A 16,327-nucleotide genomic window follows, 5' to 3' on the forward strand; every position below is an offset into this window, starting at 1 on the left:
TTCACGCCGCGTCCGGGGTGTCCGGCTCCTCCGGAGTTCCGGGCGGGGCCGCGGCGCCGGTGAGGGTGGTCAGGTAGGAGTCCCAGAGCGGGCCGTGGTCGGGAGCCTCGACCGCGGCCCGCAGCCGTTCCGGCTCCCCCGGCCCGTAGAAGCGCTTGAGCGCCGCCGCGAGCGAGGCGACGTCGTCCGGGTCGGCGAGCAGGCCGTCCTCGCCGTCGCGGACCTGGCCGGGGAACCCGCCGACGCGGGTCGCGATGACCGGGACGCCGTGCTCGAACGCCATCCAGACGTTCTGCGAGGCCGTCGCCGCCCGGTAGGGCAGGACGAGCGCGTCCGACGCCGCGAACAGCGCCGGGACCTCGGCCGCCGGGACGTACCCGGGCCGCAGCTCGACCCGGTCGGTGAGCCCCAGCGACGCGACCAGCGCCTTCGTGTCGTCCAGGCCGCCCCAGAACTCGCCGGCGACGGTGAGCGACACGTCCTGCGGGCCCTCGGCGAGCGCGTTCAGCAGCACGTCCAGGCCCTTGTACGGCCGGACGATCCCGAAGAACAGCAGCCGCCGCCGAACCTCGCCGTCCCGCTCCGCCGGAGCGGACGGGGTGGGCAGGTGCGCGGGCATCTCCGCCACCCGCACCGGACGCGTCGTGAGCGTCCGCGCGAGCGTCGCCTGCTGCTCGGAGTGCACGAGCACCCCGGACACCCGGTTCAGCAGCGCGGTCATCAGCGGACGGTCGTAGGCCCGCCGCTCGTGCGGCAGCACGTTGTGGCAGAGCGCCACGACCGGCGCGCGCCGCCCGATCCCCGCGAGGATGCCCAGGTAGGCGGGCACCTGGATGGGGCTCAGCACGGCGAGCACCACCAGGTCGCAGCCGCGCAGCGAGCGCCCGGCCCGCCACCAGCCGTCCGGACGCCGCCAGTCGAGCCGCCGCAGGGTGTCCGGGAACGGCTCGCCCTCCGGCTCGGTGATGGTCTGCTGCCCCGGGTACAGGAACCCCGGGTACTGCGACCGCCACGACTCGACGACGACCTCGTGCCCGGCGGCGGCGAGCCGGTGCGCCAGCTCGGTGGTGTGGTGCGCGCCGCCGCCCTTGTACGGGAAGGCGGGCCCGACGACCGCGATCCGCATCGGCTAGCCGTCCCCCCGGGAGCGCACGATCAGGTCCGCGAGCAGCGCCATGGACCCGATGATCAGCCCGGTGACGAAGATCAGGATGGTGTTGCTGGCGAAGTAGCCGAAGTGCCAGACCATGTCGAACACGCCCTTAGCCAGGCCGATCACGATCAGCCAGAGCGCCAGCGGCATCAGCACCTTCAGCGGGTTGAAGTACATCACCATGCGCAGCACCTGGAGGATGTACCGGTAGGCGTCCTTGACGAAGTGGAACTTCGAGGTGCCCGCGCGCTTGGCGTACTCGATCGGCACGTACGCGACGTGGTGCTGGTTCGACAGGAACGCGATGGTGATCGTGGTGACGCAGGAGAACCCGGGCGGCAGCAGCCGCAGGTAGGGCAGCGAGACCTCGCGCCGGAACGCGCGCAGCCCGGAGTTCAGGTCCGGGATCTTGGTGTTGGTGAGCCGCTCGGCGACCTTGCGGATGAACCACTTGGCCGGGACGCGCAGCAGCTTGTGCGTGCCCTCCTCGGAGGTGCGCGCGCCGACGACCTGGTCGATCGAGGGGTCCTGGTCGAGCATGGCGACCAGCTCGGGGATCCGCTCGTTCGGGTAGGTCATGTCGGCGTCGGTCCACACCACGATCTGGCCGCGGGCCTGCTGGGTGCCGATCCGGCGGACGGTCCCGGAGCCGCTGTTGTGCCGGAACGCGACGACCTTCATGCTCGGGAAGCGCGGCGCGGCCTCGCGCAGGCGGGCCAGCGTCTGGTCGGTGGAGCAGTCGTCCACCGCCAGGAGTTCATACGCCATTCCGCTGGCGTCCATCGCCTTGGTGATCCGCTCGACCTCGTCGAGCACGTGGTCCTGCTCGTTGTAGCAGGGCAGCACGATCGTCACGTGGACGGGCCGGTCGTCCTCGGCGGCGGGCTGCGGCGCGGCCTCCGCGAGGACCTCGTCGAGGGCCTCGTCGAGCGGCTCGGTACCGGCTGCCTGCGCCGATGCCGCCTCGGGCTCGGGTACGGGCTCGGCTTCGGGCGTGGTCACGGGGGCCGCATCGGAGGCCGGTTCCGGCGCCGGAGCCCCGTCGGGAGCGTGCTCCGGGGCGCGGGTGGTCGTGGACGCGGCGGGCTGGGTACTCACGCAGGGCGAGGATAGTCGCTCACGGGCGCGGCGGCTCGGTGATCCACACGTCGAGGTTCAGCGTCCAGGTGCCTTTGGGCGGTTTGACGAGGGTCCGCTCGTCCTGCCGGGTGCGCAGCGTCATGGCGTGCACCGGCTGCCCGTAAGGGGTCACCTCGCCTGCGGTCGCCCCCATGAGGACGGGGATGCGGCCCGCGTCGTAGACCTTGCCCGCGACACGCCAGACGTCGGCCGGCGTGGCGTCCGCGGCGATCCGCGCGGCGGGTTCGCCGCACATGCTGCGAATCACCTGAAGGAACTGGTCCGCGTAGTTCTGGTCGAGGATGACCACCGAGCGGCCGGGGCCGATCCGGGCGCACAGGTCGCGGACGGCGGCGACCTCGTCCTGGTGCGTCCGCACCATCATGAACGGCGCGGACGACAGCCCGATCGGGACGCCGAGGACGGCGCAGGACGCCAGCGCGGCGAGCGCGGTGGGCCGCCGTCCGTACCCGGTGCGGCGGATCCGGCGGACGAGCCAGGCCGCCGCCCAGACCGCGAGCAGCAGCAGGCCGGGGATGACGACGGCGATCAGCCGCCGGGACGCCCAGGGGTGGTCGGGCGTGATCCCGGGCCGGTAGAGCACCAGGACGGTCGTCCAGACGATCACCGCGTAGGGCAGCAGCCACTCGGGCGTGCGGCGCCGCAGCAGCCGCCGGACGAGCAGCGCCGCGCCGAACGTGGCGGCGAGCAGCGCGGGCACGCCGATGTACCAGATCACCCAGTGCATGGACAGCTCGGAGTACTGCCGGGTGCCGTCCAGCGGCAGGTGGTTGATCCGCTGGACCTCTTCGATGAAGTGAGCGTTCTGCGCGTCGTCGGGGTTCGCCGGGACGCGTCGGACGGTCTGGACCCACGGCCGCGCGACGAACAGCGCCACGACGACCAGCGTGAGCCACGCGGCGATGTCGGGGATGTGCCCGCGCGCGACCGAGGCGGACAGCGCGCGGAGCCGGGGCCCGGTGCGCTCCCACCTCAGCAGCAGGATCAGAACGCCGGTCAGACCGACCAGCGCGACCGTCATCGCGAGCAGCGGCACGAGCGATCCGCGCAGGTAGACCAGGTACGGCCGGGAGAGCAGGAAGCCTTCAGCGAGGCCGAGCGCGACCCCGGCGGTGAGGCCGAGCGCGAGCGGCACGCCGGTGGTGCGGCGGCGCGCGACGAGCAGCCCGGCGAACACCACGACGGGCAGCACGTCCCGCAGCCCGTCGATCCGGACGAGGACGATCAGCCCGAGCATGCCGCCGGCGAGGAACGCCTTCGCGCGCGCCGAGGTCGGCATCAGCCGCCAGTACCGCCCGGTGCGGCGCGGTTCGTCGGCGGCCTGCGCGCGCACGTCGTACAGGAGCGCGAGCCCGCCGAACAGCAGCACCATCGCGGGCAGCTCGCTGTAGGTGGACCGCGACACCCAGATCATCGGGAGCGTCAGCGCGAGCAGCAGCGCCCCGGCGGGGGCCCAGCGCGGCCCGACGAGCCGGGCGACCAGGCCGCCGAAGGCGAGCACGGCCGCCGCGCCGAGCACCGGCGCCATCAGCAGCATCGCCCGGACGCCGCCGACCCAGCCGCCGAAGCCCAGCACCAGCGGCAGCCCGGCCATGAACTGCGGGTCGATGTCGTCCCCGACCTGGTAGAAGGCCAGCGAGCCGAAGCCGAGCGCGTGGTCGGACCCGCCGAACGCGGCCCGGTCCTGCGGGATCGGCAGCGAGCCGTGGTCGTTCAGCCAGAGCGCGAACTGCACGTAGGACGCCGGGTCGCGGCGCACGATGATCTGCTCGGAGCACATCGCGACCTGGACGGCCAGGAAGGCCAGCGCCACCGCGAGCACGCCGAACGCCGACCAGCGCGGGACCGGGCCGATCGGGCCGGGCCGGGGCTCGCCGTCCGCGCGCGGCGCGTCCCGAAGACCGAGCCAGAGCACCACGACGGCGACCGGGACGAACAGCGCGAGCGCGGGTCCCATGTCGAGGACGCCGCCCAGCAGCAACGGCGCGGACACCGTCAGCCACGCCACCAGCAGAAGGGCGGGTGCGACGGTGATGCGGGCGAGCAGCCGCCCCGCGCTCATCGGTGGATTCCCCGGTCGTCCATCGAAGCGGAGCGTATCGGCATCCCTCCGTGCCGGGCGCCGCGCGACGCCGACGCGGCCGAGGTCAGCGGGACCCCGGGCCGAGGTCGTACGCTCCGTGGCATGACCGATCCCAAGATCGCGACGGACCCGGCCGGGCTCCTCGCGGCCCGCGTCGAGTCCGACCCGTCCCGTCCGTTTGTCACTTTCTACGACGACGCCAGGGGCGAGCGGATCGAGCTCTCGGCCAAGGTCTTCGCCAACTGGGTCGCGAAAACGGCCAATCTCCTCGTGGACGGCTTCGGCGCGCAGCCGGGCGACAAGGTCGTCCTGGCGCTGCCGGAGCACTGGCAGACGCTGGTCTGGCTGATGGCCTCATGGTCGGCGGGCCTGCACGTCCACCTGGATGAACCCGGCGACGTCGAGGGCCCGTACCTCCTCGCGGTGGCCGAGGAGAGGCTCGCGGACGTGGACGATTCCCAGGCGGACGAGCTGATCGGGCTCTCGCTGCATGCCCTCGGCGGGCCGATGGCGGACGTCCCGCCGGGCGTGACCGACTACGCGACCGAGGTCCGCGCGCACGGGGACCGGTTCCGGCCGCAGCGCTCCTTTGCCGACGAACCCCTGCTGACTGTGACAAAGACCACATACACCGGGGCGGATCTGGTCGGCGAGGGGCGGGCGGCGGCGTCGAGCGGGGCCTTGGACGCTCGCGATCGGCTCCTGGTTCACGTGCCCCTCACCACCCTCCAGGGGGTACTGATCACCCTGCTGGCACCGCTAGCCTCTGGATCTTCCGTCATAATCCAACGAAACTTTGACAAAGCGTCGCTAGATCGGCGACTGACCCTGGAGCATGTGACCGCAACGGCGGGGCTGTCCGGAGCTGATGGTGGATCCGGCCCCTTCCAGCGGCTTGGCTGACCTAACCTCTGACTGATTCCGCGACCCCCACGGGCGGGCCCGACCCCCACCACGGAGCCGATGAACGACAACCCCATGTACATGGAGTACGTCGATGACGCCGACCCACCGGGGTCGGCGCCCCGACGCGGCTGGCGCATCCTCGGCTGGGTATGCGTCGCGCTCTCCGCGGTGATGGTCGCCGGATCGCTCACGATGTACGGCTTCTACCGCGAGGCGTTCGGCAACATCGCGCACGAGGACACCAACAACCTCGTCGGCCCGAACCGGCCCAAGAAGCTGAACAACGCGATGAACATCCTGCTGCTCGGGTCCGACAGCCGGGCGGGCGCCAACGCCGAGTACGGCCGCTCCATGAAGAACGAGCCCCCGCGCTCCGACACGATCATCCTGCTGCACCTGTCGCCGGGCGGCGGCCAGGCGTTCGGGGTCAGCTTCCCCCGCGACCTCATGGTGCCGATCCCGTCCTGCAAGAAGCCGGACGGCAGCGGCAGCACCCCCGCGCAGGCCAAGGCGCAGATCAACTCCGCCTACACGCTCGCCGGGCCGTCCTGCACGCTGAAGACGATCGAGGGCATCACCAACCTGCGGATCGACCACTTCATGGAGGTCAACTTCGTCGGGTTCAAGTCGATCACCGACGCGATCGGCGGCGTGCCGATCTGCCTCCCCAAGGACGTGGACGACCCCAAGTCCAAGCTGCACCTGACCAAGGGCAAGCACGTCATCAAGGGCGAGCAGGCGCTGGCCTACGTGCGCGTCCGGCACGGCCTCGGCGACGGCTCCGACCTCGGCCGCATCAAGCGCCAGCAGAAGTTCATGGGCGCGCTCGCCAACAAGGCGATGAGCGCGGGCGTGCTGAGCAACCCCGGCAAGCTGATGGGCCTGATCAACGCGGGCACCAAGTCGCTGAAGACCGACAGCGAGCTGACCGGGCCGACGATGCTGAAGATCGGCCAGGGCATGCAGGGCATGACGTCCGGCAAGCTCCGGTTCATCACCGTCCCCTGGGGCCCGGACCCGGCCGACCACAACCGGGTCGTGCTGAGCGAGCCGAACGCCGACACCTTCTTCAACGCGCTGCGCAACGACCGCTCGGTGCCGGACGAGAAGAAGCCCGCGGGCGGCGGCGGCACGGCCGCGCCGAAGATCCCGGCGAGCCAGGTCAGGGTGCGGGTCTACAACGCCAGCGGTACCAGCGGCCAGGCCAACCGGGTCGCGGCCGCGCTGCGCGAGCAGGGCTTCCAGGTCGAGGTCGGCGGCAACAAGCCGATCAGCTCCACCACCAAGATCCAGTACGGACCGGGCGCCGACCAGCAGGCCAAGGTGCTCGCCGCGCAGGTGCCCGACGCGTCCGCCCCGTCAGCCGCCTCCTCGGGGCAGTCCGGCCTGGTAGACCTGGTGATCGGCACCAACTGGACGAACCTCAAGAACGCCAAGAGCGGCGGCCCGATCCCCAAGCAGCAGGGGGAGATCAAGGCCGACGACAACATCTGCGACGGCAACTAACCGCGCACCCCGCGGAGGCCGGACCAGGCGGCCCGACCAGCCCGAACCGGCACGGTCCGCCCCGGACCGGCCTCCGCGACCGGAGTCCTTCCGCGTATCCGACCGAAGTATCCGACCGAAGTCCCACCCCGCCAAGGACCTCATGACGTACACCGGCACCCCTCCCGCGCATCCGAGCACCGAGCGCGTCCCGCGGCAGGCGGGTCCCCCGGGAGAGGCGCCCGCCCCGCCGCCGAGCACGGAGGGGAACGTTCCACTCACTCCGGGCGACCGGCCGCGCAAGCAGCGCGACCCGTTCTTCGACAACGCCAAGTTCATGGCGATCCTGCTCGTGGTGATGGGGCACTGCCTGGCGCAGCTCGGGAACGTCCCGCTGGCCAAGACGCTGTACCTGGCCATCTACATGTTCCACATGCCGCTGTTCATCGTGATCACCGGCTACTTCTCGCGGAACTGGACGTTCTCCGCCAACCGGACGCGCAAGCTGATCACCGCCGTCGGCGTGCCCTACGTGGTGTTCCAGACCGGCTACACCGTCTTCGACTGGGCGGTCGGGCGGAACAAGCTGGAGATCAGCCTGCTCGACCCGTACTTCCTGACCTGGTTCCTGTGCGCGCTGTTCCTGTGGCGGCTGTCCACGCCGGTCTGGCAGCTGATCCGCTGGCCCGTCGCCGTGGCCGTCGGGTTCTCCCTGCTGTCCTACATGACCGATCTCGGCAGCACGCTGGACCTGCACCGGGTGATCGGGCTGCTCCCGTTCTACGTACTCGGCCTCACCCTGAAGCCCGCGCACTTCGAGCTGCTGAAGAAGCCGGTCGCGCGCCCCATCGGGGCGGCCGTGCTGATCGCGGCGGTCGGCGCCGCCTGGGTCGCCAAGGACCACATGGACCTCGACTGGGTCTACTGGAAGAACCCGCACAGCGACTTCGGCGTCGACAACATCACCGGCTCGGGCATGCGGCTGATCATGATGGTCTGCGCGCTCGTGCTGATCGCGGCGTTCCTCACCCTCGTCCCGCGCCGCCGGACCTGGTTCACCGGCCTCGGCGCCACCACCCTGTACGCCTACCTGCTGCACGGCTTCATCACCCGGTTGTTCGGGTACACCGGCTGGTGGGACGCGTCCTGGATGCACACCGTCCCCGGTGTGCTGGCCGTGATGGCGGGGGCCTGCGCCGTGGGCACGTTCCTCTGCTCCAAACCCGTGGTCCTCTGCTTCCGGTGGGCCATGGAACCGAAACTTGACTGGGCCTTCAGGAAACCGCCCGTCGGATAGCCTGCACACTGCCGGATCCGGGCTCGGGTCCGGCATCCCCATACCAGCCGTTGGAGTGCCGTGTCACCGCTGTTGAGCGTCGTCGTGCCGTTCTACAACGTCGAGGCCTACCTCGAACCCTGCCTGGAGTCCCTGGCCCGGCAGACGCTGAGCGACCTCGAAGTGATCATGGTGGACGACGGCTCCACCGACTCCAGCGCGACCATCGCCAAGAACTTCGCGGCCAAGGACGGCCGGTTCAGGCTCGTCCAGCAGCAGAACCAGGGCCTCGGGCCGGCGCGGAACGCGGGTGTACCGCCGTCCGCCGGCAAGTACCTGGCGTTCGCCGACAGCGACGACATCATCCCGCGCTACGCCTACGAGCTGATGGTCGCCTCCCTGGAGGAGACCGGCTCGGACATGGCCTGCGGCGGCGTCCGCCGGTTCGGCGTGAACGGCCTCCAGAAGTCGGCCATGCACGAGAAGATCTTCGAGGTCGACCGGAAGGGCACGCACGTCCGGGAGTTCCCCGAGCTGCTGCGCGACCGGACGGCCTGGAACAAGGTGTTCCGCCGCGCGTTCTGGGACAGGCACCAGTTCGCCTTCCCGCCCGGCCTCTACGAGGACGCGCCGGTCACGATCCCCGCGCACGTGCTGGCGTCCAAGGTGGACGTCCTGCACGAGCCCGTCTACCACTGGCGCATCCGCGAGACCGGCGCGCGCTCGATCACCCAGCGCCGCACCGAGCCGGGCAACCTCGGCGACCGCATGAAGTCGGTGCAGTCCGCCTCGGACTTCCTGGCCGCCAAGGCCGCCGACCTCAAGGACCGGTACGACGGGTTCGCCCTGTCCGACGACATCCGGATCTACGTCAACGTCGTCGACCAGGGCGACGACCAGTACCGCGAGACCTTCCTCGGCCTGGTCAACGCGTTCCTGGACGGTGTCGCGCCGCACCTCTACGAGGACCTCCCCTCGATCGACCGGCTGAAGTTCCACGCCGTCCGCAAGGGGCTCATGCCCGAGCTGGAGGAGATCGTCATGTTCTCCAAGAGCGCGCCGGAGCGGTTCAGCGCGATCCAGCGGCCCGGCCACCCGGGCAAGTGGTACGGCGACTACCCGTTCCTCGGCGACCCGCGCTTCCCGGACGACCTGTTCGAGCTGCGCGAGGAGCTCGAACTGATGACCGGCGTCGACGACTTCTCCTGGCGCGACGGGCGGCTCCGGATCGAGGGCCACGCCTACATCAACCGGCTGCACACGCCCGAGCAGGCCGACTCGACCATCGAGATCGAGCTGCGCAAGCGCCGCCTCGTGCTGATGTCGAAGACGCTGCGCCCGGCCGTCGAGCGCGTCCGCCGCCCGGACGTCACCGCCGACAGCAAGCAGGCCATGGCCGACCACTCGTGGTCCGGCTGGGCGATCGAGCTCGACCCGCGCGACCTCGGCACCTCCGACGGCACCTGGCACGCCTACGTCACCGTCACCGCGCACGGCGTGACCAAGCAGGGCCGGATCGCCGGGCCGAAGGGCTCGGGCCTGTGGCCGCCGCAGCGGGAGATCGCGCCGGGCCAGCTGATCAAGCCCAAGTACACCCAGGCGCGCGAGCTGGTGATCGGCATCCAGCCCGTCCGCGCCAAGGTCACCAGCGCCCGCGTGGACGGCGACCGGCTGCACCTGACCGGCTGGGTCCGCAAGGAGGACTCCGCCTACGCCAAGGGGCACGTCCAGATCGACTTCCGGCAGGGCATGACCTCGGTGAAGCAGCCGCTGACCGCGACCGGGAGCGGCGAGGGCGGGCGCGCCGAGTTCGCCGCCGACATCGACCTCACCAAGCTCGCCGAGCAGACCGGCGCCGGCGACGCCACCGAGGCGATCGACAGCATCGACTGGGACGTCTCGCTCAAGACCAGGGGCAAGCCGAAGCTCCGGCTGGCCGTCGAGGCCGACCTGGTCGACCTGCGCGCCTACGTGTCCGGCCACGAGTACGACGTGATCGCCACCAAGTACGGCAACCTCACGCTCGTCGAGCGCGCGCCGCGGCTGACCGTCACCGGCGTCCGCTGGCTGGACGGCACGACGATCGAGATCACCGGGTCGTCCGGCGACGACGCGACCCGACCCGACCGGCTGGTCATGCGGCGGCGGCGCTCCACCGAGGCGCACGAGGTCCCGCTGTCCTGGGACGGCCAGTACTTCACCGCGCTGCTGAACGGGCGGCGCGGCGAGCTGCCGCTGCCGAGCGGCCGCTGGGACCTGTACGCCCCCGGCGCGCACGGCGACCTGACCGTAGGCATCGACCGCGGCGCCCGCGCCCACCTGCCCGAGCCGCGGTTCGTCGGCGTGCACGAGCTGGAGCTGCGCGCGCACCGCGGCGACCTGCTGCACCTGTGGGTCCGGCCCGCGCTGACCGACGACGAGCGCGGCGCCTACGCGCAGCGCGAGCTGCAGAAGACGTTCTTCGGGCCGTCCAACACCGCGCCGCTGCGCGACATGGTGGTGTTCGAGAGCTACTTCGCGCGGCAGTACTCCGACAACCCGCAGGCGATCTACGAGGAGATGGTCCGCCGCGACCTGCCGTTCGAGCTGGTCTGGGCGACCGCCGACGGGCAGTTCCAGGTGCCGGTCGGCGACCCGCGGATCGTGCTGCGCGGCTCCCGCGAGTACTACGAGGCCCTGTCCTCGGCCCGGTTCGTCGTGGACAACGTCCTCAAGCTGCCCGGCTTCGCCAAGCGGCCCGGCCAGACCTACCTCCAGACATGGCACGGCACGCCGTTCAAGACCATCGGCTACGACCTGGTGCAGAGCGGCCGGATCGCGTCCGGTACGACCAAGCTCAGCCGGTTCGCCGAGGACGTCCCGCTCTGGGACCGGCTGCTGTCCCCCAGCCCGCACGTCACCGGCATGCTGCGCCGCGCGTTCCGGTACGAGGGCGAGGTGCTGGAGGTCGGCTACCCGCGCAACGACATGCTGTTCGCCGCCGACCGCGAGGAGCGGGCCCGGGTCGTCCGGGAGCGGCTCGGCGTCCCGCACGACCGGCCGGTGGCGCTGTACGTGCCGACCTGGCGCGAGGACATCTGGCTCACCGGCGGCCGGACGGCCGAGATGGTGCTGCCCGCCGACCAGGTCGCCGGCGCGCTCGGCGACTCGTGGTCGGTGCTCGTCCGGCAGCACCACATGGTCGCGGACCGGACGGTCGGGATCGGCTCGTCGGTGGTGGACGTCACCCGCTACCCCGACATCTCCGAGCTTTACCTGATCGCCGACGTCGTGATCACCGACTACTCGTCGGTGATGTTCGACTTCGCCGCGACCGGCAAGCCGCTGCTGTTCTACGTCCCCGACCTGGACTTCTACCAGGACGAGCTGCGCGGCACCTACTTCGACCTGACCGCGGAGGCGCCCGGCCCGCTGCTGCGCGAGCCGGACGAGGTCGTCGAGGCGCTGCGCGGGATCGACGCGACCCGCGGCGACCACGCCGCCGCCTACGCGGCGTTCCGGCAGAAGTACTGCGCGATGGACGACGGGCTCGCCTCGGCGCGGGTGGTCGACCACCTGCTGTCCCTGACGTCCGAATGATCACTTCCCGGTGACGACTGGGCGTCTTCGCGGAGACCGGCGGGTGGCGTGCCGGTAGCATCAGGTGGCGCGGGGTAGCGTCATTTCCTGGACGGAGTCATTTCCGGGGTCGCGACATATCCGAGGCACGGGGACCGGCCTCGATCCATTTTTCTCGAAAGGACAGGCTCTCCATGGCGAACTTCACGCTCGATGACGTTCGGCAACGGACGTACAAAGCGCGTGACGCATGGTGGACGGTCTTGCTGGTCGATCCGCTCGCCTCGCGGCTGGTCAAGTTCACCGCCAACAGGACCAACATCACCCCCAACCAGCTCACCGTCGGCGCGCTGATCCTCGGCCTCGGCGCGGGCGGCTGCTGGGCCGTGGGCACCTGGCCGATGCTGCTGGTCGGCGCGCTGCTCTACCACCTGTCGTTCACGCTCGACTGCATGGACGGCAAGATCGCGCGGCTCAAGGGCACCGGCTCGATCTTCGGCGCCTGGCTGGACTACATCTTCGACCGCGTCCGGGTGCTGGCCTGCGCGATCGCCCTGATGGGCGGCGCGTACGCGCGCACCGGCAACGTCGCCTACGTCTGGACCGCGGTCGCCGTGGTGTTCCTGGACATGCTCCGCTACATGGACGCCCTGGAGATCTACAAGGTCCGCTCGCAGATGCGCAACAAGCTGCGCGACCTCGGCGAGCAGGCCGCCGCGCTGGAGGCCGTCGCCCGCGCCGCCCGCGGCGAGGTCCCGGCCGTCCCGGTGGACGCCGAGCTGTCGTCGGCCGAGCGCGCGCTCGGCAACGACCCCGAGGCCGACATGGAGGACCGGGTCGTCGGCGACAACCCCAACGTCGCGCTCCAGGCCGAGTTCAACAAGAAGTTCCCCTGGTACGCGCGCATCCGCGACGCCCTGCTGCGCGGCCGGATCCGCCCGCACCTGATCTCCGGCATCGAGTTCCAGATGGGCGTGTTCATCGTCGCGCCGATCGTCGCCGCGGTCATCCCGGGCGCGATCATCCCGGTGACCGTGCTGTCGGGCATCGGGATGCTGGCCTTCGAGCTGGTGATCATCTACAAGTTCTGGCTGTCCAGCCGCACCTACACCAAGTCCCTCGGCAAGCTGGAGCGCCGCGTCGAGGAGGCCCGCGCCCAGCTCCCGCAGGAGGAGCTGGAGCGCCTCTCGCTCGCCTGACCTCCCCGGCCTCGCTGACCGACCCGCTTCATCGGACGCCCTCGGCCTCTCACCGGCCGGGGGCGTCCGCCTTTTCCGGCTCCTGCGGCTCTTCCGACTCCCTTTCCTCGGCCGTTTCGGCCGCCTCATCGGAAACGGCGTCGGGAGCCTTTTCGGGAGCCGCCGCTTCTGTCTCGTCCTCCGGGGCGTCCGCCACCGGCTCGGCGGGAGCGGGGACGGCCGGGACCGGATCGCGGCGCCCCTCGCGGGCGAAGGCCAGCCCGGCCGCCAGGGCGGCGAACGGCACCGACGGCAGGACGTACCGGTAGTCGAAGTCGGCCGTCGCCGCCGGGACGACCAGCAGCGCGAGCCCGACCCCGAACGGCAGCAGCACCGGGCCGCCGACCCGGCGGATCCTGATCACGATGCCGACCAGCCCAGCGCCGAGCAGGACGCCGATGAACGTGCCGGGCATGAAGTAGTGCCGCTGGTAGTCGCGCATGAAGCCGCCGTAGGGCTCCACGACCCGGGGCTGGGCGGTCCTGCCGCCGTAGTCGTAGGCGGCCATCGCGTTCCACGCCCGCAGCGCGCCGCCCTCGGGGAACTCGTACTCCTCGACCGTGCCCGGGTTCGGGTAGTCGACGCGCTTCCAGGCGAACGCGCGCCAGGTGTCGCGCCAGACGGTATGCGCGTAGTCGCCGGGCTGCTTCTTGATCGCCGCCATCGCGAACCGGCCGGCCAGCTCGTTGGTCTTCGGGTCGGACATGTTCCAGGGCAGCTGGTTGAACGGCGAGTCCTCGCTCCACATGGTCTGGAACGCGGCGGCGACGCTCGGGTCCCGGATCATGGCCTTGTTGCAGAAGATCACCAGCTCGGGCTCGGGCTTGATCCGGGCGCAGTCGGCGAAGTCGGAGACGCGCCCGTAGAGGAAGACCTGGTCGGTCGAGGTGAACGACCACTGCCCGTAGTACGAGTGGAACCACATCACGTAGCCGATCAGCGGGGCCATGCCCGCGACGGCCGCCGCGACGACCGTCCGCCAGCCCGTCCGGCGCACCGCGAGGCAGAACACCAGGACGATCAGCATCGGCAGGCCGACCGAGCGGACGTCCGCGGACGCGCCCACCACGAACCCAGCGAGTGCGCCGGCCCACCACGGCGTCTTGCGCCACCACATGGCGAGCGTGATCCCGCAGGTCAGCATGAACGTGAACGGCACGTCCGACATGAGCAGGTGTTCGAGCTCGATCTGGTAGCCGTCGTAGAGCACCGGCAGGACGAGCACGGACGCGATCACGCCCGGCACCCAGATCCACAGCCGCGGCCAGCCGCGGCGCAGCGCCCGCTGGAGCAGCGCGTAGATCATCACTCCGATCAGCACGCCCATCGCGTGCTGCATCACCAGCACGCCGGTGAACCCGTGGAACGGCCTCACCGCCGCCAGGATCAGCGAGTACCCGGACGGCCGCAGCGCCGAGGGCCGCAGGTCCAGCGCGCCCGCCAGGTACGTCCCCGAGTCGCCGAACCACAGCACGGACCGGAAGCCGAGCAGCGCGACGACCCGCAGCGCGATGGCGCCGCCGACGACGACCAGGAACACCGCGTGCGCCGCGAGGTACCGCCCGAACCCTTTCAGCGTGGGACGCCCCAGACCTTTGAACGAGGGCCGCCTCTTGAGCGAAGGCCGCCCCTTGAGCGAAGGCAGTCCGGGGCGCTTCAGCGCGGGCCGCGGCACCCGGACGCGCGGGAGGGCGGCCCACCTCGGCCTGGACGTGCGGACGGCATCGAGGGAGGTCCCGTCGGACAAACCGGCTCCGTGGTGCTAGGCGGGGACTGCGGAGTACGGCGGCCCGCGCCGCGGGGGGATCCGGCCGCCACCTCGAAGGATAGTGCCGCGGGCGGTTGCCTCACTGGGAACGGCGCGCGACGGTCCGGGTGATCCAGGCGACGAGGCCGTCCGCCGCGGCGTCTCCGGGCGTACCGTTCCAGTCGATGGTGGCGTCCACGTCGTCCCCGAGGCTCTCCAGCCCGGCGGCGAGGCTCCCGACGACCGTGAGCGGCACGCCGGCGCCGTCCGTCCCGGCGCGGAGCCACCAGTGCCGGGCGCGCGCCGGGTTCCGCTGCCGGACGAAGTCCATCGCGTTCCACAGCACCGGCTTCCGCTTCGCGCCGCCCAGCGCGCCCTGCGGCCCACCCAACGCGGCCTGCGGCCCGCCCGGCACAGCCTGCGGGGCGCCGACATGGCCGAGGAAGTCGCCGAAGCCGAACGAGATCCGGCCGCCCATCCAGGTGATCCAGGGATTGCGCTTCAGGTAGAGGGCCCGCGCGCCTTCGGGCAGGCCCTTCAGGAACCGGGTCGCCGACGGTTCGAGGTAGTTCGTCAGGAACCAGTGCCGGTCGAAGTCCAGATCGGCCTTCCCGATCTCGGTCACCGGCCCGGACGCGGCGACGGCGTGGACGCGGTCGGACTCCTCAGCGGCCCCGAGGCCGTCCAGCGCGTCGTCGTACTGGCCCCGCCCAGCGGACGCCCCGAGCAGCGCGGCCAGACCGCCTCCGGCGCCGCTTCCCGTGGCGACGATCCGATCGACGTCGCCGGGCAGCCTGCCCTTGTTGCGCCGGACGTACCGGACGGCGGCCTTGAGGTCGACGATCCCGTCCCAGGCGTCCCCGCGCACCGCCGAGGTCACCACCACGAACCCCGAGGCGAGGGCCTTCGCGTCCGCCGCCTCGGACGCCTCGCCGCTGCTGGAGTTGTCGAGCAGGATCGGCGCGCCGGCGGAATCCACCCGCTTCCCATCGACCGAGACCGGAACCCGGACGCTCAGGTTCTGGTGCCCGACGTCCACCGGTTTCGCGACGTAGGGAATCCCCGAGTAAAGCCGGTAGCGGACGGTCTTATGGACGCCCTTCACCTTCACCGAGGCGTCCTTCTGGGCGTACGCGGCATCGTCGAATTCGAGCGAACAGCTCCCCTTGGGCCGTCCCGCGCACCCGGCGAGCCCACCGGCCCCGACCGCCAGCACGACCCCCAGAACCGCGCAACGACCCACCTCAGCCATGGCTCCCTGCCTACCGGACTCCCCCCACCGGTATCCCTTCCCACACCGGCGCCAAAGATCCCCCAAGCCGAAACTTGGCCCGCCCCGGCCCGGCGCCCCGCCGCGCCCGACCCCTCGCCCCCGTATCGTCACGGCCATGATCAACGGAGCGCACGCCATCGTGTACAGCCGGGACGCCGGGGCGGACCGCGCCTTCCTCCGCGACGTCCTCGGCCTGCCGCACGTGGACGCCGGCGGCGGCTGGCTCATCTTCCGCCTGCCGCCCGCCGAGCTGGCAGCCCACCCCACCGACGGCGAGCCCGCCACCGAGCTCTACCTGAAGTGCGACGACGTGACCGCGACCGTCGACGACCTCACCGAGAAGGGCGTCGAGTTCACCCGGCCCATCACCGACGCGGGCTGGGGCCTCCGCACCAGCCTCCGCCTGCCCAGCGGCGCGGAGCTGGGCCTCTACGAACCCCGCCACCCCACGCCGCCACCCGCCTGATC

At 71.3% G+C, this 16,327-nt stretch carries 11 protein-coding genes; 6 read left to right on the top strand and 5 right to left on the bottom strand.

What is annotated here, in order from left to right; all coding sequences use genetic code 11:
* Position 1: 1 nt before the first annotated feature.
* The 3 genes from FHU30_RS03260 to FHU30_RS03270 all read right to left on the bottom strand — a co-directional run bounded on the left by FHU30_RS03260 (position 2) and on the right by FHU30_RS03270 (position 4,355).
* Positions 2–1,126 carry a glycosyltransferase family 4 protein gene (locus FHU30_RS03260; protein WP_253871258.1) on the bottom strand — a complete coding sequence of 375 codons (1,125 nt, stop codon included), beginning with the start codon at positions 1,124–1,126 and terminating at the stop codon, positions 2–4.
* A gap of 3 nt (positions 1,127–1,129) precedes the next feature.
* Positions 1,130–2,008 carry a glycosyltransferase family 2 protein gene (locus FHU30_RS03265; RefSeq protein ID WP_253871886.1) on the bottom strand — a complete coding sequence of 293 codons (879 nt, stop codon included), beginning with the start codon at positions 2,006–2,008 and terminating at the stop codon, positions 1,130–1,132.
* Between the two features lie 262 nt (positions 2,009–2,270).
* Positions 2,271–4,355 (bottom strand): hypothetical protein, encoded by a 2,085-nt coding sequence (locus tag FHU30_RS03270; protein WP_253871260.1) that lies wholly within the window; start codon positions 4,353–4,355, stop codon positions 2,271–2,273.
* 123 nt (positions 4,356–4,478) lie between these two features.
* Here FHU30_RS03270 and FHU30_RS03275 point away from each other — a divergent pair, with 123 nt between their 5' ends.
* From FHU30_RS03275 to FHU30_RS03295, 5 genes are all read left to right on the top strand, one after another.
* Positions 4,479–5,279, top strand: coding sequence for a TIGR03089 family protein (locus FHU30_RS03275; protein WP_253871262.1), 801 nt, complete (start codon positions 4,479–4,481; stop codon positions 5,277–5,279).
* A 60-nt stretch (positions 5,280–5,339) separates the two neighbouring features.
* A complete protein-coding gene (locus FHU30_RS03280; protein ID WP_253871264.1) occupies positions 5,340–6,788 on the top strand; it encodes an LCP family protein in 1,449 nt (482 codons plus the stop codon).
* 142 nt (positions 6,789–6,930) lie between these two features.
* Positions 6,931–8,064, top strand: coding sequence for an acyltransferase family protein (locus tag FHU30_RS03285; protein WP_253871266.1), 1,134 nt, complete (start codon positions 6,931–6,933; stop codon positions 8,062–8,064).
* 60 nt (positions 8,065–8,124) lie between these two features.
* Entirely contained in the window at positions 8,125–11,622 is a 3,498-nt protein-coding gene (locus FHU30_RS03290) for a CDP-glycerol glycerophosphotransferase family protein (protein WP_253871268.1), read from the top strand.
* Positions 11,623–11,795: 173 nt separating this feature from the next.
* Entirely contained in the window at positions 11,796–12,800 is a 1,005-nt protein-coding gene (locus FHU30_RS03295) for a CDP-alcohol phosphatidyltransferase family protein (protein ID WP_253871270.1), read from the top strand.
* A 49-nt stretch (positions 12,801–12,849) separates the two neighbouring features.
* Here the strand turns inward: FHU30_RS03295 and FHU30_RS03300 are convergent, their stop codons facing one another.
* Together FHU30_RS03300 and FHU30_RS03305 are read right to left on the bottom strand one after the other, a co-directional pair.
* Positions 12,850–14,586, bottom strand: coding sequence for a hypothetical protein (locus FHU30_RS03300; RefSeq protein ID WP_253871272.1), 1,737 nt, complete (start codon positions 14,584–14,586; stop codon positions 12,850–12,852).
* Positions 14,587–14,686: 100 nt separating this feature from the next.
* Complete coding sequence (locus tag FHU30_RS03305) at positions 14,687–15,838, bottom strand: hypothetical protein (protein ID WP_253871274.1); 1,152 nt, start codon at positions 15,836–15,838, stop codon at positions 14,687–14,689.
* A gap of 136 nt (positions 15,839–15,974) precedes the next feature.
* Here FHU30_RS03305 and FHU30_RS03310 point away from each other — a divergent pair, with 136 nt between their 5' ends.
* On the top strand, positions 15,975–16,325 hold the full coding sequence (locus tag FHU30_RS03310; protein ID WP_253871276.1) for a VOC family protein: 351 nt from the start codon (positions 15,975–15,977) through the stop codon (positions 16,323–16,325).
* The last annotated feature ends 2 nt before the right edge of the window (positions 16,326–16,327 follow it).

It is taken from the genome of Actinomadura rupiterrae (assembly GCF_024172125.1).
GTDB classification, from domain to species: domain Bacteria; phylum Actinomycetota; class Actinomycetes; order Streptosporangiales; family Streptosporangiaceae; genus Spirillospora; species Spirillospora rupiterrae.

What these genes read in the sequence shown, in the direction of transcription:
- FHU30_RS03260 (WP_253871258.1), bottom strand. Translation starts at nt 1,126, where the DNA reads ATGCGGATCGCGGTCGTCGGGCCCGCCTTCCCGTACAAGGGCGGCGGC.
- FHU30_RS03270 (WP_253871260.1), bottom strand. Translation starts at nt 4,355, where the DNA reads ATGAGCGCGGGGCGGCTGCTCGCCCGCATCACCGTCGCACCCGCCCTT.
- FHU30_RS03275 (WP_253871262.1), top strand. Translation starts at nt 4,479, where the DNA reads ATGACCGATCCCAAGATCGCGACGGACCCGGCCGGGCTCCTCGCGGCC.
- FHU30_RS03280 (WP_253871264.1), top strand. Translation starts at nt 5,340, where the DNA reads ATGAACGACAACCCCATGTACATGGAGTACGTCGATGACGCCGACCCA.
- FHU30_RS03285 (WP_253871266.1), top strand. Translation starts at nt 6,931, where the DNA reads ATGACGTACACCGGCACCCCTCCCGCGCATCCGAGCACCGAGCGCGTC.
- FHU30_RS03295 (WP_253871270.1), top strand. Translation starts at nt 11,796, where the DNA reads ATGGCGAACTTCACGCTCGATGACGTTCGGCAACGGACGTACAAAGCG.
- FHU30_RS03305 (WP_253871274.1), bottom strand. Translation starts at nt 15,838, where the DNA reads ATGGCTGAGGTGGGTCGTTGCGCGGTTCTGGGGGTCGTGCTGGCGGTC.
- FHU30_RS03310 (WP_253871276.1), top strand. Translation starts at nt 15,975, where the DNA reads ATGATCAACGGAGCGCACGCCATCGTGTACAGCCGGGACGCCGGGGCG.